The sequence below is a fragment of the Vibrio sp. 10N.261.51.A3 genome, assembly GCF_041471965.1.
In the GTDB taxonomy this organism is placed as follows: Bacteria; Pseudomonadota; Gammaproteobacteria; order Enterobacterales; family Vibrionaceae; genus Vibrio; species Vibrio crassostreae_C.
The window spans coordinates 27,982-48,461 of record NZ_JBFRPK010000018.1 but is presented as its reverse complement, the minus strand read 5'-3'; the positions used below and the strand labels follow the sequence as shown (position 1 = coordinate 48,461).

General features: G+C 44.7%; 24 protein-coding genes, 1 other RNA gene and 1 pseudogene. 17 read left to right on the top strand and 9 right to left on the bottom strand.

What is annotated here, in order from left to right; translation table 11 throughout:
- Nucleotides 1–66: 66 nt before the first annotated feature.
- On the bottom strand, nt 67–927 hold the full coding sequence (gene tesB / locus AB4371_RS04690) for an acyl-CoA thioesterase II (RefSeq protein ID WP_029235187.1): 861 nt from the start codon (nt 925–927) through the stop codon (nt 67–69).
- Nucleotides 928–1,095: 168 nt separating this feature from the next.
- Here tesB and AB4371_RS04685 point away from each other — a divergent pair, with 168 nt between their 5' ends.
- Complete coding sequence (locus AB4371_RS04685; protein WP_102319976.1) at nt 1,096–1,536, top strand: YbaY family lipoprotein; 441 nt, start codon at nt 1,096–1,098, stop codon at nt 1,534–1,536.
- A 75-nt stretch (nt 1,537–1,611) separates the two neighbouring features.
- On the opposite strand, the gene AB4371_RS04680 is transcribed toward AB4371_RS04685, so the two are convergent.
- On the bottom strand, nt 1,612–1,914 hold the full coding sequence (locus AB4371_RS04680; protein ID WP_048609271.1) for an MGMT family protein: 303 nt from the start codon (nt 1,912–1,914) through the stop codon (nt 1,612–1,614).
- A gap of 227 nt (nt 1,915–2,141) precedes the next feature.
- Here AB4371_RS04680 and AB4371_RS04675 point away from each other — a divergent pair, with 227 nt between their 5' ends.
- Together AB4371_RS04675 and ffs are read left to right on the top strand one after the other, a co-directional pair.
- Nucleotides 2,142–2,885: a hypothetical protein gene (locus AB4371_RS04675; RefSeq protein ID WP_017064066.1), complete on the top strand. Its 744-nt coding sequence runs from the start codon at nt 2,142–2,144 to the stop codon at nt 2,883–2,885.
- A gap of 196 nt (nt 2,886–3,081) precedes the next feature.
- Nucleotides 3,082–3,178, top strand: an RNA gene (gene ffs, locus AB4371_RS04670) — signal recognition particle sRNA small type.
- A 102-nt stretch (nt 3,179–3,280) separates the two neighbouring features.
- On the opposite strand, the gene AB4371_RS04665 is transcribed toward ffs, so the two are convergent.
- Nucleotides 3,281–4,042 carry a transporter substrate-binding domain-containing protein gene (locus AB4371_RS04665; RefSeq protein ID WP_372149146.1) on the bottom strand — a complete coding sequence of 254 codons (762 nt, stop codon included), beginning with the start codon at nt 4,040–4,042 and terminating at the stop codon, nt 3,281–3,283.
- Nucleotides 4,043–4,328: 286 nt separating this feature from the next.
- Here AB4371_RS04665 and AB4371_RS04660 point away from each other — a divergent pair, with 286 nt between their 5' ends.
- The 4 genes from AB4371_RS04660 (at nt 4,329) to AB4371_RS04645 (ending at nt 7,486) form a co-directional block, all read left to right on the top strand.
- Nucleotides 4,329–5,378, top strand: a complete 1,050-nt coding sequence (locus AB4371_RS04660) for an HlyD family secretion protein (RefSeq protein WP_017062229.1) — start codon at nt 4,329–4,331, stop codon at nt 5,376–5,378.
- 72 nt (nt 5,379–5,450) lie between these two features.
- A complete protein-coding gene (locus AB4371_RS04655; RefSeq protein WP_102320560.1) occupies nt 5,451–6,464 on the top strand; it encodes a DUF2955 domain-containing protein in 1,014 nt (337 codons plus the stop codon).
- On the top strand, nt 6,427–6,894 hold the full coding sequence (locus tag AB4371_RS04650; RefSeq protein WP_017062227.1) for a MarR family winged helix-turn-helix transcriptional regulator: 468 nt from the start codon (nt 6,427–6,429) through the stop codon (nt 6,892–6,894). The genes AB4371_RS04655 and AB4371_RS04650 overlap by 38 nt, the downstream gene beginning before the upstream one ends.
- 52 nt (nt 6,895–6,946) lie before the next feature.
- Nucleotides 6,947–7,486, top strand: coding sequence for a lipocalin family protein (locus AB4371_RS04645; protein WP_017062226.1), 540 nt, complete (start codon nt 6,947–6,949; stop codon nt 7,484–7,486).
- Between the two features lie 64 nt (nt 7,487–7,550).
- Here the strand turns inward: AB4371_RS04645 and AB4371_RS04640 are convergent, their stop codons facing one another.
- Entirely contained in the window at nt 7,551–7,889 is a 339-nt protein-coding gene (locus AB4371_RS04640) for a hypothetical protein (protein WP_081324485.1), read from the bottom strand.
- A gap of 236 nt (nt 7,890–8,125) precedes the next feature.
- Between AB4371_RS04640 and AB4371_RS04635 the strand changes: the two genes are divergently transcribed.
- From AB4371_RS04635 to AB4371_RS04615, 5 genes are all read left to right on the top strand, one after another.
- A complete protein-coding gene (locus AB4371_RS04635; RefSeq protein ID WP_102320559.1) occupies nt 8,126–8,959 on the top strand; it encodes an AraC family transcriptional regulator in 834 nt (277 codons plus the stop codon).
- Nucleotides 8,960–9,063: 104 nt separating this feature from the next.
- A complete protein-coding gene (locus AB4371_RS04630; RefSeq protein WP_372132922.1) occupies nt 9,064–9,792 on the top strand; it encodes an AzlC family ABC transporter permease in 729 nt (242 codons plus the stop codon).
- Between the two features lie 2 nt (nt 9,793–9,794).
- Nucleotides 9,795–10,124: an AzlD domain-containing protein gene (locus AB4371_RS04625; protein ID WP_029235696.1), complete on the top strand. Its 330-nt coding sequence runs from the start codon at nt 9,795–9,797 to the stop codon at nt 10,122–10,124.
- Between the two features lie 56 nt (nt 10,125–10,180).
- Nucleotides 10,181–10,486, top strand: a complete 306-nt coding sequence (locus tag AB4371_RS04620) for an NIPSNAP family protein (protein ID WP_017062221.1) — start codon at nt 10,181–10,183, stop codon at nt 10,484–10,486.
- An 81-nt stretch (nt 10,487–10,567) separates the two neighbouring features.
- Nucleotides 10,568–11,341: a viroplasmin family protein gene (locus tag AB4371_RS04615; protein WP_372149142.1), complete on the top strand. Its 774-nt coding sequence runs from the start codon at nt 10,568–10,570 to the stop codon at nt 11,339–11,341.
- Between the two features lie 185 nt (nt 11,342–11,526).
- Here the strand turns inward: AB4371_RS04615 and AB4371_RS04610 are convergent, their stop codons facing one another.
- Nucleotides 11,527–12,675 carry a glycosyltransferase family 4 protein gene (locus tag AB4371_RS04610; RefSeq protein WP_372149139.1) on the bottom strand — a complete coding sequence of 383 codons (1,149 nt, stop codon included), beginning with the start codon at nt 12,673–12,675 and terminating at the stop codon, nt 11,527–11,529.
- 316 nt (nt 12,676–12,991) lie between these two features.
- Between AB4371_RS04610 and AB4371_RS04605 the strand changes: the two genes are divergently transcribed.
- The 5 genes from AB4371_RS04605 (at nt 12,992) to AB4371_RS04585 (ending at nt 17,095) form a co-directional block, all read left to right on the top strand.
- Nucleotides 12,992–13,918 carry a glycosyltransferase gene (locus AB4371_RS04605; protein WP_017062218.1) on the top strand — a complete coding sequence of 309 codons (927 nt, stop codon included), beginning with the start codon at nt 12,992–12,994 and terminating at the stop codon, nt 13,916–13,918.
- A gap of 16 nt (nt 13,919–13,934) precedes the next feature.
- The gene (locus AB4371_RS04600) at nt 13,935–15,371 is read left to right on the top strand and encodes a lipopolysaccharide biosynthesis protein (RefSeq protein WP_372149136.1); all 1,437 of its coding nucleotides are present in this window, start codon (nt 13,935–13,937) and stop codon (nt 15,369–15,371) included.
- 75 nt (nt 15,372–15,446) lie between these two features.
- Entirely contained in the window at nt 15,447–15,764 is a 318-nt protein-coding gene (locus tag AB4371_RS04595; protein WP_372149133.1) for a hypothetical protein, read from the top strand.
- A 130-nt stretch (nt 15,765–15,894) separates the two neighbouring features.
- Nucleotides 15,895–16,509 (top strand): LysE family translocator, encoded by a 615-nt coding sequence (locus AB4371_RS04590; RefSeq protein ID WP_372149130.1) that lies wholly within the window; start codon nt 15,895–15,897, stop codon nt 16,507–16,509.
- A 151-nt stretch (nt 16,510–16,660) separates the two neighbouring features.
- A complete protein-coding gene (locus AB4371_RS04585; protein ID WP_017062214.1) occupies nt 16,661–17,095 on the top strand; it encodes an N-acetyltransferase in 435 nt (144 codons plus the stop codon).
- 74 nt (nt 17,096–17,169) lie between these two features.
- On the opposite strand, the gene AB4371_RS04580 is transcribed toward AB4371_RS04585, so the two are convergent.
- From AB4371_RS04580 to AB4371_RS04565, 4 genes and pseudogenes are all read right to left on the bottom strand, one after another.
- The gene (locus AB4371_RS04580) at nt 17,170–17,622 is read right to left on the bottom strand and encodes a DUF3429 domain-containing protein (RefSeq protein ID WP_372149127.1); all 453 of its coding nucleotides are present in this window, start codon (nt 17,620–17,622) and stop codon (nt 17,170–17,172) included.
- A 14-nt stretch (nt 17,623–17,636) separates the two neighbouring features.
- A pseudogene (locus tag AB4371_RS04575) lies at nt 17,637–18,179 on the bottom strand (glutathione peroxidase); the annotation flags it as partial.
- 84 nt (nt 18,180–18,263) lie between these two features.
- The gene (locus AB4371_RS04570) at nt 18,264–19,607 is read right to left on the bottom strand and encodes an ABC1 kinase family protein (RefSeq protein ID WP_372149126.1); all 1,344 of its coding nucleotides are present in this window, start codon (nt 19,605–19,607) and stop codon (nt 18,264–18,266) included.
- Nucleotides 19,608–20,004: 397 nt separating this feature from the next.
- Nucleotides 20,005–20,391 (bottom strand): thiol-disulfide oxidoreductase DCC family protein, encoded by a 387-nt coding sequence (locus AB4371_RS04565; protein WP_372128107.1) that lies wholly within the window; start codon nt 20,389–20,391, stop codon nt 20,005–20,007.
- Nucleotides 20,392–20,480 lie beyond the last annotated feature (89 nt).

Sequence of the window (20,480 nt, the reverse complement as noted above, 5' to 3'; positions counted from 1 at the left end):
TAGCCTCTTTTTGTTTGTGCGTATTTGGGGCTTGTAAGAAGCGTTTATCCGCTATTTATTTGAGTGCTATTTAGTAAAGCGCATCACACCTTCTTGTACTGCTGTCGCTACCAGCTCACCTTTCTGGTTGAAGATCTCGCCGCGCACTAGGCCGCGAGTGTTCGCTGCCGTTGGGCTTTCAATCGCATAAAGCAGCCATTCGTCCATTTTGAATGGGCGGTGGAACCAGATTGAGTGGTCAATCGTCGCCACTTGAAAATTTGGCGTCATGATAGAGACTTCATGTGGGTGAAGCGCCGTCACTAAGAATCCCCAATCCGATGCGTAGGCAAGCAGGTATTGGTGGATCAAGTGGTTGTCTGGCATCGCGCCATTCGCTCTTACCCAAAGGTATTGTTTCGCTTCCGTCTTCTTAGGTTTCAGTGGGTTTACCACCGTCACCGGACGCATCTCAATCGGCTTTTCGCCACAGAAGGTTTTGCGCAGTTTCTCTGGTAAGAATTCCGCAATGTGGCTCGCTAATTCAGTTTCTGAGGCAAAGTTCTCTGGTCCCGGAATATCAGGCATTGAAATCTGGTGCTCAAACCCTGGCGCATCGCCATGATAAGAAGCAGTGAGATAGAAAATAGGGCGGCCATTTTGAATCGCTTTTACACGGCGTGTGCTAAAGCTGCGTCCATCTCGTAGGTTCTCAACATCGTAAATGATTGGCTTTTCAGGATCGCCGGGAAACAGAAAATAACTGTGGAACGAGTGAACACTACGGTCGTCTTGAACGGTATAACGAGCAGCAGAAAGCGCTTGTCCCAATACCTGACCGCCGTATACCTGTGGTAGGCCTAGGTTCTCACTTTGCCCACGGAATAAACCTTCTTCCAGTTTTTCTAGCTGAAGTAAACTTAGTAATTCTTGTAAAGGTTGACTCATCGCCAGCATTCCTCTTCGTAAAATGGGTGTCAGATTATGGTGTTAATCATTTAGCTTAGTCAGATATCTGTCAATAAATCATAGGGTTTCAAGACAGAATATGAAAGCTCTCTTATAATTGGTGAGTAGATTTGCCGAGTCCGGCAAACATGTTGAGAGAAATTGAATATGAAAAAGGCTCTAATTCTTATTACGTCTTTAGTATCGTTTGGCCTACTTGTTGGTTGCCAAGCAACATCAGAAACGAGCGCTTCTCAGGAAGTGGTTGCAGAGAACACTCAAGTGATTTCAGGAACAGTAAGCTACCGTGAAAGAATTGCATTGCCAGAGAATGCAGTGGTTACCGTTACGCTAGAAGATATCTCACTGGCTGATGCACCATCGACGGTTATCGCAACTCAAGAGTTCACCACAGACGGTAAGCAAGTACCGTTCGCATTCGAGCTGAGCTACGACAACGACAAAATTAAAGCTAACCACCGTTACAACATGCGCGCATCGATTCATGTTGACGGCAAACTGCGTTTCACTACTGACACGATTAAGTCAGTAATTACTGATGTAGAAAATACACAGCAAGCAGACCTACGTTTGGTTGGTGTTCGTTAATCAGAAGTCGATGCCACTGTTAAGGCATCTTGATTGGCTTAACTTAGCCAGTTGAATCAGCGATTAGTGGCAGCTCTAGGGCTGCCATTTGTATATTCTGAGTTTGATCTTTCCTGCATCACTCACCTCAATCCCTTCTTTAACCAAATGCTGCTTTTGTCGGTCGAACGAATCACCCTTTAAAGAGATTTCACCCTTGCTGTTTATCACTCGATACCAAGGCAGTTTGCTACCTTCTGGCAGGTTACCCAGCGCTTTACCAACATGGCGCGCATAGCCCGGAAATCCTGAAAAACGTGCTATGTCTCCATAAGTTGTTACTTTTCCATATGGAATTTGGTGAATCACAGCAAAGATTTGGCTCAAAAATTGGTCCATACTAAATGTTCCTAGTTCATAAATACCAATCACAGTAAGTAAGTGTTCAAAAATAGCGCAGGGAAAAAGCTTGAGAGCAAGGCCGCTCTTTTTGATAAGAAGTTTTGATAAGTAGTTATTCTACAATCAAAAAATCTAACGAGGTTATCGAGTTTTTTAACAAGCTAGGGTGACCAGTTAATTACTACGATTGGTATGGTACCACGGATCGGTAGAAGGAGAGGGCTATGGTATTTACAACGTTTCAGTTCTTGATCACCACATTATTAGCGGTTGTTTGCGCGAGAGCAATCAGTTTAAGTGAGGGAGATATCCCGGTGCTTGCAATGGTAATTCCTGCTTTATGGATTTTACCGCAGGGGGGCATAGCAGGATTAGCTTTGCTTGTTTCCATGACCACTTATGGTCTAACCCTTCCTTTGCAGCCTATCACGCTGTCTGTCAGTGCGTGGGTACTATTCCCGTTATTGATGGTGGTCTTCTCAAGACGCAGTAGTTTGTCGGTCGTGATTATTTCCGGCTTGATTGTGACTACTTTGCAGGTCGGGATCATGGTGACACAATCAGCAGGCAAGCTTGAAGGTGTCCCGTGGGTTACCACACTTCAAACCTTATCAATCATCGTGATTTGGTGGGCGGCAAATCATCTTAAGCCTGCCAGCCGACACAGCTGGTGGTCATTAGGCTTAATACTTCCATTATGGATAGCCGATTTACCTTATGCCGCTTTGGTTGCCTTGTGTGTAACGGGCATCATGGCATCGATGGAAACGCTGACGCGCTTGAAAACCTTCCGCTGGAATAAACTACTGTGTTGGACACTGCCAACGGTCGGTTTTGCGGCTCTGGTGATTACTCCAAGCATCGAAGTACCGAGCCCAGTCTTTGTGGTGTGGTTGTGTCTATTAGGTACCGCGTGGATGACAGACTACATCATTCGCACAGAAGATAACGAAGACATCGATATCTAGTACTCCAGCAATCCAAACCTTCCAAATGCAGGTAAATGGTGAATTTACCTGCGATTTTCTAATGGTTTGAATAAAGGATAAGCACTTAGACCGCAATTGTTCAAAAATAGGGTGGAAGGGCTTGCAATGGTTGCTGTGATGCTTAATAATCCAATCACTCTTTGAGGCAAGCCTCTTAGAAAACGAATCTATGGGGGCCTGGTCCTCCCGCAACAATAGCTCGTGAACTCGGTCAGGCCTGGAAGGGAGCAGCCGCAGCGAGTGACTTGTGTGCCGGGATGTGGCTGGGTTCCCACCCCTTAAAAAAGCCGCTCTTTATGAGCGGCTTTTTGCTATCTGATGCTTTCTAAAGTGAACACAGTTCGCAATTAGTTTAGTCCACACTGCATACCAAACTATTCGTAAATGCTGTATGAAAAATACTTACTTGCGATTTTTTGATGCTGACCATTGTCGATCAAGCGCTGGATACCGTCATCACTAAGATCTTTGAGTTCATTATCTTGTTTTCGTACCGCGACACCAATACCACGCCCGAACCATTTTTCTTCTGTAAATTTAGGACCCGTAAAGTGGTAGTCCTTACCTTGCTCCGTTTCAAGAAAGCCCGTATTGAGTCCCATAGAATCACCAAACACGCTATCTAGGCGCCCGTTGAGTAAATCGGTAAAGGCTTCGTCGAATGATCCATAACGCTTGGTATCTACATTTGGGTAGATCTCGGAAAGGTATTTGTCACCAATGGTAGCGCGCTGAACTCCAATTGTTAGTTCATTTAAGCTGCCGTCATCCATATTGATTTCACGCCCTTTTTCCATGACAAAACGAGTGGGAACTTTAGCGTAAGGCATCGTGAAGTTAACTTTCTTTTCACGTTCTTCGGTAATTGTCTTAGCCGCTATAATTGCATCGTTTTTACGGCTTAAAAGCGAAGGGATAATCCCGTCCCAGTCAGTTTTTGAGATGATACATTTTACTTCTAATTCGACACACAAGGCGTTGGCTAAATCGACTTCAAACCCCTCTAATTCACCATCTTGCGTTGTCCAGCTGAATGGTGGGCATGCTCCTTCCACCGTAAATCGGATTTGCTTCCAATCTTTTGCGTAAGTAAATACTGAGAAAACACTGACGAATACAACAAATATCCACTTCATTTTTATTTCCTTATAGTTTTAATGGATAAGTTGGTTAATCAAATGTTAAAGAATATCAATGTTAATGCATATCATTGTGAGCAAAGGCATTAGATAACTTCTGGAACTCTTGCTTCCCAAACTAACTACACGACTTTTTCTTATCTAAATTTCTATTTATATCTTTCATAAACAGTAGCTTGCTGTACTTCTCGCAAGATCTTTAAGATACTCACCTTTGATTTATGTTGCATCTGAAACAAAAATCAATACAATGAGCGCATTATTTTGTTGCAGGTGAAACATTATGGCTAATAAAGCGTATCAATGGATGCTCTATCTAACACTTGGCACCAGTGCCTTGTTTGCTCTTTTCTTGGTGGCAAGTGACAACCTTGCGCCGTTCACAACTCAAGCTCAATTGCACATTCCAACCAGCCGTATTGCTGCAGAAGTGTCGGCGCCAGTGGTGGAGTTGGCTGTTAAGAATGGTCAGGATGTAAAAAAAGGGGAACTGCTAGTTCGCTTAGATCCAACTCGTTTTGAATTGGCGTTAACTCAGGCTGAAGCGGCTTTGGTTGAAGCAGAGCAAAGCTATGAAGCAAACAAGCAGCACTTGCATGGCGCGGAAGCGACGTTACGTCAGCGCCAACACGAAGCTCTGAATGCCGAGAGAAAATTGAAGCGTAACCAGCAATTGATTTCGAGAAAACTTGTTAGCCAAGAAACGCTAGACGATAGCCGATCGGACACGATTGTAAGACAGCAAGCCGTCGAAGCTGCGCAAGCCGATATTGAGCAGATAAAAGCTGAGCTTGAGAAAAGCAGCGACAACGGTGCTTTGGCTGTTGCTCGAACTCGCGTTGAACTGGCGCAATTGGATTTGGACAAAACGACAATCGTCGCGCCTGTTGATGGCGTAATCAGCAATCTCAACCTTAACTCAGGAACCTATGTTGGCGCTGGCAGCCCCGTTTTGTTTTTGGTTGATCGCCAGCATGCTTGGATTAACGCAGACTTCAACGAAAAGGGCAGTGCAAATCTGACTGCGGGAACAACCGTTCGTTTGGTGTTTGATGCAATGCCTGGTGAGGTGTTTGAGGGAAATATTCAAGGTCGTGAACTGGCTATCTATGATGCGAGCAGCGACAACAGCGGCCTCGCGAAAGTCGTGAATGATGATCGCTGGATTCGAGACCAACAAAAAGTGCGTACACAAGTAACGTTGCCGTCACTTGATCACTCATTGTTCTCAGGCTCTAAAGTGAGCGTGATGGTGGTGCCTGAAGCGACGTTTTGGGATGTGATCGGAAGTGCATGGATGGAAGTGCTAGCTCGCATTCGTTACCTAGTTTAACTGTGCTCTTCAATCATCGACTAACTGACTACCCACTGACGAAATAACGATTTACGACCTAAGAGGCAGATTATGAATAACGAAGTTCGAGGCCCGATTAACTGGTCTGAAGTAGCTTGGATCAGCGCTATCGTGTCTTTGGGTATGTTGGCTCAACTTTGGCTACAGCTAGGTGTTGCGGCGTACCTCGCTCTTTATCCGGTAATGGCGGCGACCAAGATTAACGACTACTCAGTGAGAGGTATGCTCAAAGCGTTTCTCCCTATCTTGGGTGTCGCTTGTGTGGCTCTGCTTGTCGATCAGTTATTTGCCTCACACCCGGCAGTGGTTTGGGGGATCAGTTTATGGGTATTTGATTTAGCAAGAAGGTGGGCCGACACGCCTGCCAAACTTGGGAAAATCTACATCCCATTGCTCAATTGGTTTTTGGTGATTGTGTTTGCACAACATGGCCCAATGCCGATGACGGACTGGGTTCGCGATATAGCAGTGAGCATGGTGACGACCATGGTTGTGGTGAGATTTGTGATGCTGCTCTTAAAGCCGCCCAAAGCGATGTCGCCGCTGCCAATGCAAAGTGTTCCTGTGACGTACCAGCAGCGAGTGATATATGTGGTCATGCTTGGAGTTGGTTTAGCATTTTTGATGATGGTCGATTTGATTGCCGCGACGTTCTGTATGATGCCTGTGATTATTGCGGCTGCGCAAAGTGAACGCATGAACTATCAAATGGTGGTGAAAAACTGTTTACAAGCCCACGTTGGTGGTTGTGCATTGGCGTTGGTCTTCGTAACCTTGTTAGCGGGGCAACACTCCTATAATTGGGTGTATATCATTGGACTAACAAGCTTGGTGACCATGATAGCAATTTGGATCAGCGGCAGTCGTGGTGGCGTGCGAGGTATGCATACTGAAGCGATGTTAGGAACTATGCTACCATTGCAACTCTATGTTTCAGCAACCGATCTTGGTTTGCAAGATACCTACTTTCGTGCAGAGTTAATGTCCATCGTGTTGGTATTATTAGTGGTCTGCCAAGGAATTATATATGGAAAATCAACCAGCATTATCCATCACCGGAATTGATGCACTCGACAGCAATCCTATGTTCTTAATGGGCTTTGCTTACAAACAGTTTCGAGCTCAAGTCACCGCTGAGATGGGCACCACTTCGGGCATTTCTCTAGAGATGTTTGGTGCGCTTCGAGTGTTAGATAAGCATGGCAAAATCACTCAGCAAGAGTTAACCAATTACTTGCTTCGAAATCGCTCTGTGACCAAGCGTTTGGTTGATAACGCGATTAAGCTGAACCTTATTGAGGCCAGCAAGAGTGAAACGAACAAAAAGGTAAAACTTCTTTCTTTAACGGAAGAGGGCAAGAAGCTTGCCGAATATTGTGAGCCTATGGTCGATAGTATCAGCGAGCAGTTTCAGAGTGCGTTGAGTGAAGACGAATCCAAGCAGTTACAGACCTTGTTGGCTAAGCTTGTAAAAACAGACCAATTCGTCGACTGATTATGCGATCGAAGGTGTGGGTCTAATAACAATCGAATAAAGAGTAAGTGACATGACATACAAAATATTGGCGATGCTAATGATTAAGCTGTTGTTTACGTTTCGTGGCAGTAAACCTACGTCTAAAATCCCCGCCTCTGACTTTGATGCCGAACGCTTCGCTGGTACATGGTATTCCGCTTGTTTTATCCCGCATCCATTGCAATCAAAGCTCGGTTCTTTGTCGTTTAGCTTTTTATTTGAATCTGACGGTAATCTTAAGCTGACAACTCGAGGCTACAACGCGAAAAAGAATGAGTGGAAGACCAAAGAACAAGCCGCAACATTTAAGGGCTCTCAAACCGAAGCGTGGTTTTCAGTCGAAGCGAATAGCCCTTATGAGAAGCAGAGAAAGGTAATTTTCTTGAATGAAGATTACACTCAGGCTTTGTTGGTGGGTCCTACCAAAAATACCTTACAGATCTTGTATCGCACTGCAGAGTTCACCAAACAAGACTTAGACTCGCTGATTGAACGGGCGCAGAGCATGGGTTTTAAAACCAGTAAGCTAGTTCGTGTGTCACAACATATCAATGATGTGCCTGAACAATAAAGTAAGTTCGGCTAGTCCTGACTAGGTAGCTCGGCTAATAAGCAAACAACATTGCTAACCCGTTCTAATTCGCTGGCAACACCACTGCCGACGCTTCTTCCTCTGAATCTTCTTTGCCTTCTACTTGGTCAGCAACCCAATCGATTGTCTTGGTTAAATAAAGCTTATTAGTTTCGGTGTCACACCAACTTTTTGATAACCCTCTTCGATTGAATTCACTGCCAATTGCTGCGAGTGTCTGGTTGCTTGAGCGCCCGTAATACAAGGTGTCGCACAGTTGCAGGTCCGACATCGATTGAGGATATGTATTGACTGACGAGGAGTTCATGCTCAGTGCTTTGGATTGGTTATGAGTGCACCCTGCTAGGCTCAGGAAAAAGAAAAGGATCAGTGTATTTTTCATGTTGTATCAGGTCTGTTGCCGATGATTTGAAGACAGTATTGGCATGTATGATTAAATTATTGTCAATTTTTCGCCAACTATTTATAGACCAAGACTTTCCTCCCAGTTAGAAAGCGTTATTAAGCCAGTGATAAAAACGGTCTTAACAAGCAAAAGCGCAATTTTGTACAAAAGCTGAAAGAGACAATAGAGTAGACTGATAAGTCGCTCGATAATTAACAGGCTTAGGAATTGTTATGGAGAACAATAAACGCTCTAAAGAAAAGGCCGAATATAAGATAACCGAAGAGCTCGGCGGCCTTGAAATTCTTAATGCTGAATACGAAAAGCAGAACTTCTCGCGCCACAGCCACGAGGGCTATACGCTGGGAGTCATCGAGCAGGGCGCTCAGCGTTTCTATCGAACGGGCGGACATCATATTGCGCCACAAAATGCGATTATTCTGGTCAATGCCGACGAAGTCCATAGCGGTCACTCTGCCACTGAAGGCGGTTGGGCGTATCGAGCCATGTATCCACTCCCAGATCAACTTGCCAAGATCACTCAAGAGCTAAACCTACCCAATTACGGGGCGCCTTACTTCCCAAGAGCGGTTGTTGAAGATCCTGAACTCGCCAATCAATTGAGATTAGTCTTTAACACGATTGATGAATCTGACAATCGCTTGTTAAGAGAGACCTTGATGTACGGGATGTTGGTTAAACTGATTAGCCGACACGGAAAATCGCCGCTTAACCCTCAACTCGACGGAAAAACTCAGCGCCAGCTTGTCTTGGTGAAAGAGTTCTTAGATGATTTTCCACAAGCCGATGTGTCCCTAGAGGAGCTGTCTAAGTTAGCGGCATTGAGTCCGTTTCACTTAGTGCGTTCTTTTCAAAAAGAGTTTGGTCTTCCGCCACATGCGTATCAAATCCAATCTCGGTTAAGGCTTTCGCGTAAGTTATTGAAACAAGGACATACCATTTCAGACACCGCGCAAGAGTCTGGCTTTCACGACCAAAGCCATTTTCATCGACACTTCAAAAAGGCCAATGGCTACACGCCGGGGCAATACATTAAAATGCTCTAAATCGGACACCTTAATTGGTTCGCGAAATCGAGCAAGTTTGTACAATCGAACCGACTCCACTCTTCTTACATTGAATAGCGAATGTAAAGAGAGAAAAGAATGATATGGATAGTGAAACAATGGATAGACGAACACAGTTATGGAAAGGCGTTTTAGCGGGAATGCCTTTGAGTATTGCGGTAATCCCTTGGGGAATTCTAGCCGGTTCATATGCGATAGATGCCGGATTGAATCAACTTCAAGCGCAAGCGATGTCGGCTATTTTGTTTGCTGGCTCAGCGCAACTTGTCGCTGCGGGTATGTTCAAAGCGGGTATTGGTTTAGGCACTATGTTGTTGACCACACTGTTCATCACCTCAAGACACTTTCTGTATAGCGTATCGATGCGTGACAAAATTAGCCATCTTCCTGCGCGTTGGCGTCTATTACTCGGATTTTGGCTCACCGATGAGCTGTTCGCGATTTGTAGTGGGCAGTCTCAGAATGAATTTAATCGCTGGTATGCTGCGGGTGTAGGCGGCGGTTTTTATCTTGTTTGGAATATCGCGAGCTTTGTTGGCATTGTCGCGGGAAGCCAAATTCCATCACTTAACGAGATTGGGCTCGACTTCGCGGTCGCAGCAACCTTTATTGCGTTAGTTTTTCCATTAATCAGAACAGTGCCTGTCGTCGTATGTGTGGTGGTTTCATTGGTCACTTCAGTTGCTATGTCGGTTAACAATATTGAGGGCGGGCTAATGATTGCAGCGATTGCCGGAATGTTAGCGGGCTTTATCAGCGAATCGTTCCAAGAGCGAAACAACGGTAACAAGACAATCGTGGAGGGGAAATAGAGATGATTTGGTTAACGATATTCCTCATGACTGCGATTGTTTTCTTTAGTCGGTATTTGTTTCTTGAGCCTGCAATCCCGCTTCGACTCAATCAAACCGCAAGGCGCCTATTGCGCTATTCAAGCCCAGCGGTGCTGACTGCGATTTGGGGGCCAATTGTATTTGCTCCTGAACAAACATTTTGGCCAAGCCTTGAAAACCCATACTTAATAGGCGCGGTGGTCACAGGTCTGTTGATTTGGAAAACAGGCAATGTGTTGCTAACGATCGGCGTCAGCATGGCGGTGTTTTTGTTCTATAACCTTGTCGCGGTTGATTTCCTTTTTTCTTGAGCTTCAACGTCAACTTAGGCTTTGTGTTTCTCCTATTCTTTAAGGGCTGTATAAATATGATTACTTGTTATGTTCGATATGTGATTGATCCTAAAAAGGTAAATGAGTTTGAGGCATACGCAAAAATGTGGATTCCTCTGGTCGCTAAATTCGGAGGTCAACACAATGGTTATTTCTTACCGTCGGAAGGGGCGAACAATATTGCCATGGCGCTGTTTACCTTTGAAAGTTTGGCTGCCTACGAAGAATATCGGGTTAAGTCGTTGAGCGATGCTGAGTGCATTAAAGCGTTTGAATTTGCAGACGAAGTTGATTGCATCGTGAGTTATGAACGCAGCTTTTTTAGACCTGTTTTAGAGTGATAGACCTTGCAACGTATAGCGTGGTGGCATCTAATGTACTGATTCACTGTTTGTGTGTTTAGGTTTTGGTAAGGAGTTAGTTTGGCTAAGAAATATTATGTGGTTTGGAAAGGTCGCACACCGGGTATTTTTACCACTTGGAACGAGTGTAAATCCCAAGTCGATGGTTTCGCTGGTGCGAGATATAAATCGTTTCCAACACTAGACGAGGCTGAGTCTGCTTTCGGTGGTAAAACGTCGTCTGCGTCAGGTTCTACTGCGACAAAGCCAAGCTCTGCGAGTAAGTCGACGAAAGCTAAGGTGCCGCCTCTTTCGGAGCAGCAAATCACAGATATGCCTTTTGATATCAAGATCTTTACCGATGGTGCGTGTGAACCAAACCCTGGTGAAGCAGGGACGGGGTTAGCGGTATACCAAAACAACCAATTAACCGAATTGTGGTATGGCTTGTATCAACCTGTTGGTACCAATAATACCGCTGAGTTGCATGGCCTTAAACAGGCGTTTTTGCTCGCAAAAGAGAAGCTAAACGCGGGTCTGTCTGTAGCGATCTATTGTGACTCTAAGTACTCGATAGATTGTATTACTAAGTGGGCAACGGGTTGGGAGAAAAAGGGCTGGACTAAGTCGGGCGGCGAGATCAAAAACCTCGATATTATTAAGCCTGCGTATGCGCTCTACCAAGAGCTGGCTTCAAAAATTACCATCTACCATGTGAACGGACACGTTGGTATTGAAGGTAACGAATTGGCCGATAGAATGTCGATTGTGGCTATTTCATCGAAAGAGCAACAACTCGCTCAATATCGTGACATCGACGATATTGAGTCTATTTTGGCACTGCGAGCAGGCTAGTTAGGCTTCTTAATGAAAAGCTACTGAAAGCATAAGTCGCGATCATTGGGCAGTGCTAAGTTGAGCGTTACATTTCAAATTGATGTAGCGCTCTTTTGTTTTTGTGGTGCTCCGTTTTCTTATGGTGCTTAGTCGTTCTTGTGAGGCGTAGCAGTCCTTGTGATGCTTACTGCCTGAGTTAATCCTTATTGAGCTGGGTTCTCTATCCAACGAGATAATTGCTGAGCTTGTTTGATCGAATTAAAACTGTCTTTCACTCTCTCACGTGCCTTTAAACTCATCGATGTTTTATCGTTACTGCTCAGCTGCGCGAAACGCTCAATCGCTTCTCTTAATTCTTCCACGTTTTTTTCGCTAACCACAAAACCTGTCTCTGGTGAGACGATCTCTTTGCATCCCATGATGTTGGTGGTAATGACTGGCGTTCCCACAGCCATCGCTTCTTTTAAAACCAGTGGTCCTGTATCCACACACCCGGTTTCGGAAAAACAGAAGGGCGCGATTAGGCTGTCATAATTCGATAGTTTCTCTTTCACCCATTCATGAGGCTTAGCGCCAAGAAAGGTCACGTTTCGAGTGAGCCCTTGCTCTTTGACCTGTAACTTTAATTGTTGCTCTAAATCGCCAGTACCGATGATATCGAGATGAATGTCGAGAGGTTCGGCAATCGGCGCCAATGCATCAATAAGATGGTGGATACCTTTTTGCTCCACTAATCGGCCAAGGAAAACAAAGCGAAGTTGCTTCGTTTCGATTTTTGGGTTGAGTTGGAATTGTTTGGTATTAACTCCGCAATGCAGGAGCTTAATGTTTCCTTTCGCCATGGTGTTGAAGTCAGCAAGCATGTCTTTACACACTGCAACCACAAAATCACTCGATGAGATTTTATGTTCAATGTCATAAGCGAACTCGTAAACATCATGACCATGAGCAACGAACGAACAGGTGATATTCAGCAGCTTTGCCGCGACGATGGCGTGAGCAGTGGTGTGCTGACAGAAATGCGCGTGAACGTGTTCGACGTCGTTTTCCGCGAGTTGCAGCGCTAATTTAAACCCATAAGCGAACAGTGACTTTTTGGGCATGCTGGTTTGCTTAGAAATAAATGAGACAGCCTTGATGAAACCTATCCAGTTAATGCTGGCGACTTTACCCTTCCGAACATTTTTACCTATTTCGACAATGTCGTAGTCGAACTGTTTTTCACTGTTTTCAATTTTGAACGTCATTACACACACATCGTGCCCACACGCTTTCACAGATTCGACTTCTGTTTGAATGAAGGTCTCACTGAGTACTGGGTAGGTTGGCGCCACAAATGCTACTTTCTTCATTCCTTACTCCTCAAATCCATATGACTAAAGCTATCAAGCCAAGGTAATAACCAATAAAGCAAGATACGAACCAAGTTCGAATCGTAGCTTTGGAGGGCTTTCTGATTGCTTTTCGAAGGTTACCCCTTAAGAGGTGGCTCGTTTTCTCAAATTGATAATCAAATTGGAGTTGCAGTTTTTTTGAACATCTGTGTTTGGTCGTCATTTTGAGAATGGACGCGTAGGTGACTGATATAGAGGTGATTTTGTAGTAAGACACTCTCGGCATAGAACATGCAACGTCAGCCATATAACGTATAAATCTGAGGGTGTCATTATGGCTAAAGTAAGTGTTGTTATTCCTACCTACAATTGTTTGGATTACCTGCCGAAAGCGATTGGTAGTGTACTAAAGCAGACTCATCAAGATGTTGAGCTGATTGTCATTGACGATAACAGTAACGATGGAACGTCGACGTATCTTGCTTCTATAGACGATGAACGCATTATTACGTTGTCCACATTGGGTGTTGGTGCGCCTCAAGCGAGAAACCTAGGGATTGAAAAGGCGACCGGTGAATACATCGCTTTTTTAGACGCAGACGATTTCTGGTTTCCTGAAAAAATTGAGCGCCAACTCGAATTTCATCAACGTTACCCTGATCTCGCGATGAGCTTTACTAACTACGAGCATCTTACTGAAGATTACCAAGTAATAGTCGACTGCTTTAGTTACTGGTCGCAGTTTCAAGATCAAGATGAGCTGTTCATCAATATCGAGAACCCGTTGGAGTTCATCATAGAAAATAACGTGATTGGAACATCAACGGTCATGGTGAAAGCGGATGTGTTTTCTCAAACAGACAGTTTCAATGCTGACATCAAGTATGGGGAAGATTGGGAACTGTGGCTTCGAATGAGTGAAAACCATCAGATCGGTGTGTTGAACTCGGTGCAGGTTGGCTACTTGATGAGAGCGAGCTCTGTTACCCAAACTGAAAGTCTTAAATTGAGAAATTTGCAGTCTATAGAGACTATTCTTCAACATTACCAAAATGACAGTCAACGATGGAATCTACCCACTTCTAGCTTCAAAATCGCAAAGGCGAGAATACTGGAAGGTTATGCTGACTATTATCGAGGTTTACAACAGAATAGACAGGCTATTGCCTACAGTTTCCGTTCTTTGGTCATGTCACCTCAAAAACGCACATTGCGACACCTAATTGGAGACTGTAAAAGTTTCCTAAAGCCAGCTTGGTAAGGAAAAGGTGACGACTATGGGTTCTTTAAAGCAGTCGGCTTACTACGCCATCGGTATATTAATGATGAAAGGGATTTCATTGGTGATGATCCCGTACATTACGCACAATATGACGTTGGCAGAGTATGGTTCCTTAGAAGCCATTGTCTTGCTGGCAGACATTGGGACGATATTGTTCAGCTTCGGTATTGTCGATGCCATGTATCGTTATGTGGGTGTCGCCGAAGGTGATGAAAAGCAAAAGCTCGTCTCGAACTGCTTCACATTGAGCGTGCTGGTGTGCGTGCTTGGGGGCGCCTTGATTGCCCTCAGTATGCCGTTGTTAATCTTAATATTGCCAGTTGAATTCCAGCCTTACCAGATACTGCTTCTGCTTATTCCTACCATGCTCGATGGGGCGATTTCTATCCCGCTAACGCTGATGCGTATGAACGCGATGGCGAAACGTTTTTGCATGCTCAATGTGTTGAAAGCCGGTGTTCAAGCCATCATGACTTTTGTTTTGCTTGAGGCTGGATACGGTATAGATGGCGTGTTGATTTCAGCTGCGGTATCCAGTGTGTTGCTAATGGTTTGTTTAGTGCGTTATCAATGGCAAGAGATGGGATCTTTTGGTTGCTTCAAATACTCGGCGAAGATCTTAAAATTCGGACTGCCCGTTCTGGTTGGCGGTGCATCAATGTATATGATCATGGGGCTCGACCGCTGGGTAATGGCAAGCTTCGTCGGTGTCGAAGAACTCGCGATTTATGCGGTTAGCGGAAAGTTCGCGTTGATTCTTGGTCTGTTGTTGCAGCCTTACGCGCTTTGGTGGTTTCCAAACCGTGTGGCGATGCTTCAACAGCCGGGTGGCAGTAAGATGTGTGCCGATAGGGCGTTAGTCGGAGTGAACCTCGCCATTGTTTTAGGTTCGTTGATGATTCTAACGGTACCCGGATTTATTTCTCTCATTTTACCGAGCAGTTATCATTACGCGGGGGCCATTGTTGTTGCGCTGCTTGCGATTAGCGTTATCAAAAATGCAGGTGATTATCTTAACCTTGGTTGTTTCAGTGGCGATTCGAGTCAATCTCAAATGTGGATTCAAGGTGGATGTGCGGTCTTGGCGGCCATTGGTTATTTCACAGTGACGCCTATTTATGGCGTGTGGGGTGTTGTCGCGGTTCTTTGTGCAACTTATGTTGTGCGGCTCATGCTTCTGTATGTTGTAAGCCAAGCGATGGAACAATTACCTTATGAACACAGCAAGTGGGTAACCGCAGTTAGCATCGCATTAGTAGCGATAGCGAGTGATCAACTTCTGGGATTGGTGTTGGTTGATGTCCATGACTTTATTCTTGGATCGGCTGTTGGTGTAATCGCGCTGGTGGCCTTTGTTAAATACTCAGTGATCGTTGTCCCGCAAGCTCTGCTCGACAAGTTGATGCTGGGTAAGCAGTCTCACGCAAATTAAAATAAAACACTGTTCATAATGTGTGAGATCCGATAGTATTTATAAATTCAATGAATGCCATCAGTGGAAAGATACATGAACAAGTGGATTGTGCTCTCAGCTCTATTCTCAACCTTATCGTACGCTTCGTCTGAATTGTCTAACCACGGCGTACTCACTCAGCACTTTGACGTTCCTGAAGCTATCTCCTTAGAAAATCAAAACAGGGTATGTAATAGCCTTGTTTGTAGTTCGGTGTCTGCGCCAAAATCTGTTCCTGCTGTTGGCGACTTCCCAGAGCGAGAATCAAACCCAACGATAGATACAATTGCGAGCGCTATCTATTTCGTCGGTGAGATTGGTGTCGCCGAAAATCTAGCGACACCCGAGTACGAACAGTTTTTTGAGAACTGATTGAAAATTTACTGTATAGATTTGGTGCTTATTTTTTATGCAGTTACAAAAGATATGAAATGCTGTTATAAACGATAAGACCTTGTTTAAGGATTTTATAATCACGGCATTTGGCAATTAGGAAGCACCAATGGAAATCTGGAAGTTACTGCTGTTTATCCCCGCTTGTTTTGCGCTCAACATGACTCCGGGCCCAAACAATTTGTTATCAATGAACAACGCCCGTTGTTACGGATTTCAGGCCGCCTTTGTCGCAGGCCTAGGAAGAATCCTCGCTTTTTCTGGCATGATTGCTTTGGCTGCATCTGGCTTAGCGGTTGTGCTTTATACTTCTGAAACGCTGTTTTTCCTGATCAAACTATTTGGCGCGATGTATCTGTTGTGGAGCGCGTTCAACCTATGGCGCTCACACGCCAGTCCGGTCGCGGATATCGAGCGAAATAAGAATTGGTTTGGTCTGTTTAAACAAGAATTTGCACTCGCTGCTGGCAATCCAAAAGCGATACTCATTTTCACTGCATTCCTTCCTCAATTTGTCGATGTTTCAGCGAACGTAAATACTCAATTCTTTGTTTTAGGTAGCACCTTTCTAGTGTTAGAAATGCTCGCGATATCGATCTACGCGGCATTTGGCTTATACCTCAGAAACTGGTTCTCTAAGCCACAAATGGCAAAACGTTTTAACAAAGCGTGCTCGGTTTTTCTTGCGTTATCTGGCGCAAATTTGTTGGTTATTCGACAGTAAAACATAAGTAACCTAATCTACTCCTCAGGCGTTAGTTAAGTGGCATCTTCGTTAAGGTACTTCGTAAGCCTTTAGGCTGTTGATATATTATTAATAGCACCTTTGAGTTTGCATGCTTAAACTTGAGGTTCGGTTTAAATGAGGTCTATCTATGAATGTTGTTTGTGCGGAAAAACAAGAACTGGCTGATATCTACCAGCTTGAACATGCTTTGTTTGGCGCTCACGCCTATCCGCTGTTTTTCTTTCGTCAGGCCTTTGATTGCTGGGGAAAAGGTTTATTGGTTGCTAAGCAAGACTCAAAGATTGCTGGCTATGCCTTAACGACAACCACAGACAAGCAGAATGAGTTTTGGGTCCTATCATTGGCTGTAGACCAGAATTATCGTGGCATGGGAGTTGGCCGGAAACTGATGCAACAGGCGGTTGAGCAGTTGCCTCGAGATGCTAGGCTTTTGCTCACTGTAGACCCAAATAACACATCGGCTCGTGCGCTTTATGCATCGATGGGGTTCGTTACCATCAAGCAAGAAGACAACTACTTTGGTGATGATGAGCCGAGGTTAGTGATGAAGCTCATCATCTAGATTGTTGCTAACGGTTTTTAACAAAGGCGCTTAACTAAATCAAAGGCTCACACTTCAAAGACAATCTCGTAGCTCTAGGTTAGCATCACGATACCGTGCATTAACACGACACTAGAGGTCAGCCGAGTCCTCATATCAAAGTAGCCATCAGGACCTTGGCTCTGGTTCTCTTCTCTCATCGTCCTTTCAGCTCGCCAAACCGCAATATAACCAAAGATGAGAATCAGAGTTGTCACTAGCTCTTTTTGTTCGCCAAGCAATACTGCCAGCCAAGCGATGAGCACAATCGCGTTGCTTATTAGCAGTGCTTTGTTACTTGATTGGCTTTCAAAGTTTTCGATGCCATTTGCCCACAAGATCCCTGAAAGAAAACTCAAAATTGCCACGCTGTAGGTGATGAACAGCGTTTCACCGCTTATCCCCATAAATTGGCTGTCGGTGAGCGAAAGGAGAAGACCGAATAAAAACGGAATTAACCCCATGTACCCCAGTTTGGCCATGGTGTTACGGGTTTGAGTTGTTGCCATGTAATCCGCCTTCGTAACTGCTGCTCAATCGCGTTTTTGAGCGTGGCACTCACTGGAGATGTGGAGCTAGGGAAGGTGGCGACGACTTTACCTTCTTTACTGATCAAGAATTTGTAAAAGTTCCATTTAGGCGTTACGCCCGCTTGCTGTTGTATCTCTGTAAACACGGGGTTGGCGTTGCTACCAGACAGTGAAGCTCGCGCCATCATTGGGAAGGTCACGCCATAGTCTAGGTAACAAACCTTTGCCGCCTTCTCTTCGCTTCCCTTGTCTTGGCGAAAATCATTACTTGGGAAACCGATAACCGTGAAGCCTTGGTCTTTGTAGGTTTGATGAAGTTGCTCGAGTTGCTCAAACTGCGGAGTGAAGCCACATTGGCTCGCTGTATTTACCACCAATAGAGTTTTGCCTTGAAACTCATCGCACAAGGCGATTTCTTCGGTTGAGTTTAACAAGCGCTGTTTGCCATTAAGTATTTCGGGACAGCTCGCTGCAAAGGCGATGGAACTCGTGAGGCTTGTAATCAGTGCGGTTGAGCAAAGTAGTGAACATTTCATAGGGTTGGCTCATTTTAGTTGGCGTAATGGTTATTACTCTTGAGCACGATGAAATGATCACTTTGCGTATTATTTACTGTCTCATTAACTCGCGCTTTTAGTTGTGCTTTTGCTCTCTGAGATAAGATATGGAGCGACCAAGCGACTGATATTCACTTTTGCACCAAGGCGAGCCGCTAATAGATACATGCCACCAATTTTTCGGTGGAGGAATAGGGCATCGGCTGGTGGCGTGTGCCAATACTCTTGTTCCATGCTGAGTATGGTTCCTGCTTCACGAAGCCTTTGTGCTAAACCACTGGCTTTGAAGTCGTAATCTTCATCGACAAGCATGGGTTCACAGGCCATTTTCACTAAGTTGAGAATCGCTTGGCGCTGGTCTGGGAGGATGGTCTCGCTAAAAAATCCAATCTGCTCTAACGCCTTGTTGAGTCCTTGTTCATCGTGAGTAATCACAGAGGTAAAAGCCAAACGATAGCCATCACTGAAGCGGCCGCTGTATTCTCGGGTTGCTCCAAAGTCTAAAAGCCCAATCTGTCGCGTGTTTTCAACGTAAAGATAGTTGGCGAAGTTGGGATCGGTTTGCACCATCTTGAAGTCGAATAACTCTCTGAACAGAAGCTCGAGCAAGCTGTGCATCACAAAATCACGGGTGCTTTGATCGTAACCTTCTATTTGCTCTATCGAGACGCCTTCAATGAAGTCCATTGCGAGCACTGATTCTGAAGACATTTGAGGGTGAATTTTAGGTACAACGAAGTAAGAGTGTTCTTTTAATGCATTGTGATAACGAGTCGCATACTCTGCCTCGCGAGCATAGTCGGCTTCATCATGTAGTTGTTTTTTTGCCTCTTCTAACAAGCCTTTGTAATCGACTGACTTTGGTATCAAGCCAACAATATTGAGCAGCGTGCCCACGTTATCTACATCACTGTCGATACTTTTTCTAATGCCGGGGTATTGGACTTTGACTGCGAGTTTGTCCCCAGCATCACTATAGGCTTGGTGAACTTGTCCGATAGATGCACTGGCGATCGGTTTAAAATTGAAGGACAGGAATTCGGTTTTCCAATGGTTCCCGAGCGAGCTTTCTAACACTTGATTGAGCTGTTTTGTTGGCAGTGGATCGGCATCGGAGCGCAGGCGAGAAAGAATATCGGCTAATTCAGGTTCTAAGACATCACCCGCATCCATTGATAGCATCTGTCCTAACTTCATAGCCGCACCGCGCAGGTGTGCGAGTTGATCGGTCAGGCGAGCAATGTTTTGTGGCGTTAACAGTAAGTCTTTTGCTTTGGGCCTGTTGCCTTGTGCAATTTGTTTGGTGCCTTCCGTTAGCACGTTACCCGCGACTCTTGTCGCCAACGAAGCGAACTTACTGAATCTAGAAATTCGATGTGTGGGTAGGTTTCTCTCTTTTGCCGACATAAAGGTTCTCTCTGGGAATCAGGGTTGATACCAATCGTAGTAAATAACTGTTCACCCTAGCTTGTTAAAAATCTCGATAAAGTCGTTAGATTTTTTGATTGTAGAATAACTACTTATCTAAACTTCTTGTCGAAAAGAGCCGCCTTGTTCTCAAGCTTTTTTCCTGCGCTATTTCTTGACACTTACCTACTGTGATTGGTATGACTACAAAGTTCTATCAATCATTACACAACCGTATGTTTTGTTGTGCTAACTTGTCGCGTGGAACAGTAAACAGAATTAAAAGGACAAAGCATGAAATTTATTTGGTTGAAAGTGGCCGTTACGGTATTGGTGTTCGCAGCCCTATTTGGCATCGTTTACTACAAAGTCGCCAGCGGCATGTCTTAACTCAACACTATTTTGTGCAGCTGTTACCGTTGCAACGTGATTTTCCGGTTAGCCAAAACGAAATCTTATATCGATTTTTGGCAAACCGTAGATAACACCAATCTGCCATTGGCTTAAAAATCGCCCAACGTAACGGGGCATACAGCCAACCCTTTCCTACTAGCTTCCACGCTTGGTAAGTCACGTCTAAACCGAGCTGCAGCTTTCCGTTTTCGTCCAGTGCATGCAAGATTGTATTGGCTGCCTCGGCATCTATTTGCGGGTAGTTTGAAAACGCTTCACTGTAGATATCGACGGTCTGGATCTGATCTTTGGAATCAGACTTAGTCAGTGCTGCCATCTCTTTTGCACAAAGTGGACAGGTTCCATCGTAAAATATCGTTAATGCAGTCATTGTTTTCCTTACTATTTTCGTCAATTCTCATTGATACGACATCACCATTTAGGTGGATCATTCTGCCCAGTTATCCGACACTGTTATTG

Excerpts from the sequence above, each read along its gene's own strand:
- AB4371_RS04645 (WP_017062226.1), top strand. The coding sequence starts at position 6,947 with ATGACATACAAAATATTGGCGATGCTAATGATTAAGCTGTTGTTTACG.
- AB4371_RS04665 (WP_372149146.1), bottom strand. The coding sequence starts at position 4,042 with ATGAAGTGGATATTTGTTGTATTCGTCAGTGTTTTCTCAGTATTTACT.
- AB4371_RS04675 (WP_017064066.1), top strand. The coding sequence starts at position 2,142 with ATGGTATTTACAACGTTTCAGTTCTTGATCACCACATTATTAGCGGTT.
- AB4371_RS04580 (WP_372149127.1), bottom strand. The coding sequence starts at position 17,622 with ATGGCAACAACTCAAACCCGTAACACCATGGCCAAACTGGGGTACATG.
- AB4371_RS04600 (WP_372149136.1), top strand. The coding sequence starts at position 13,935 with ATGGGTTCTTTAAAGCAGTCGGCTTACTACGCCATCGGTATATTAATG.
- AB4371_RS04590 (WP_372149130.1), top strand. The coding sequence starts at position 15,895 with ATGGAAATCTGGAAGTTACTGCTGTTTATCCCCGCTTGTTTTGCGCTC.
- AB4371_RS04605 (WP_017062218.1), top strand. The coding sequence starts at position 12,992 with ATGGCTAAAGTAAGTGTTGTTATTCCTACCTACAATTGTTTGGATTAC.
- AB4371_RS04570 (WP_372149126.1), bottom strand. The coding sequence starts at position 19,607 with ATGTCGGCAAAAGAGAGAAACCTACCCACACATCGAATTTCTAGATTC.
- AB4371_RS04630 (WP_372132922.1), top strand. The coding sequence starts at position 9,064 with ATGGATAGTGAAACAATGGATAGACGAACACAGTTATGGAAAGGCGTT.
- AB4371_RS04620 (WP_017062221.1), top strand. The coding sequence starts at position 10,181 with ATGATTACTTGTTATGTTCGATATGTGATTGATCCTAAAAAGGTAAAT.
- AB4371_RS04635 (WP_102320559.1), top strand. The coding sequence starts at position 8,126 with ATGGAGAACAATAAACGCTCTAAAGAAAAGGCCGAATATAAGATAACC.
- AB4371_RS04640 (WP_081324485.1), bottom strand. The coding sequence starts at position 7,889 with ATGAAAAATACACTGATCCTTTTCTTTTTCCTGAGCCTAGCAGGGTGC.
- AB4371_RS04585 (WP_017062214.1), top strand. The coding sequence starts at position 16,661 with ATGAATGTTGTTTGTGCGGAAAAACAAGAACTGGCTGATATCTACCAG.
- AB4371_RS04660 (WP_017062229.1), top strand. The coding sequence starts at position 4,329 with ATGGCTAATAAAGCGTATCAATGGATGCTCTATCTAACACTTGGCACC.
- AB4371_RS04565 (WP_372128107.1), bottom strand. The coding sequence starts at position 20,391 with ATGACTGCATTAACGATATTTTACGATGGAACCTGTCCACTTTGTGCA.
- AB4371_RS04625 (WP_029235696.1), top strand. The coding sequence starts at position 9,795 with ATGATTTGGTTAACGATATTCCTCATGACTGCGATTGTTTTCTTTAGT.
- AB4371_RS04685 (WP_102319976.1), top strand. The coding sequence starts at position 1,096 with ATGAAAAAGGCTCTAATTCTTATTACGTCTTTAGTATCGTTTGGCCTA.
- AB4371_RS04650 (WP_017062227.1), top strand. The coding sequence starts at position 6,427 with ATGGAAAATCAACCAGCATTATCCATCACCGGAATTGATGCACTCGAC.
- AB4371_RS04680 (WP_048609271.1), bottom strand. The coding sequence starts at position 1,914 with ATGGACCAATTTTTGAGCCAAATCTTTGCTGTGATTCACCAAATTCCA.
- AB4371_RS04655 (WP_102320560.1), top strand. The coding sequence starts at position 5,451 with ATGAATAACGAAGTTCGAGGCCCGATTAACTGGTCTGAAGTAGCTTGG.
- AB4371_RS04610 (WP_372149139.1), bottom strand. The coding sequence starts at position 12,675 with ATGAAGAAAGTAGCATTTGTGGCGCCAACCTACCCAGTACTCAGTGAG.
- AB4371_RS04595 (WP_372149133.1), top strand. The coding sequence starts at position 15,447 with ATGAACAAGTGGATTGTGCTCTCAGCTCTATTCTCAACCTTATCGTAC.
- tesB (WP_029235187.1), bottom strand. The coding sequence starts at position 927 with ATGAGTCAACCTTTACAAGAATTACTAAGTTTACTTCAGCTAGAAAAA.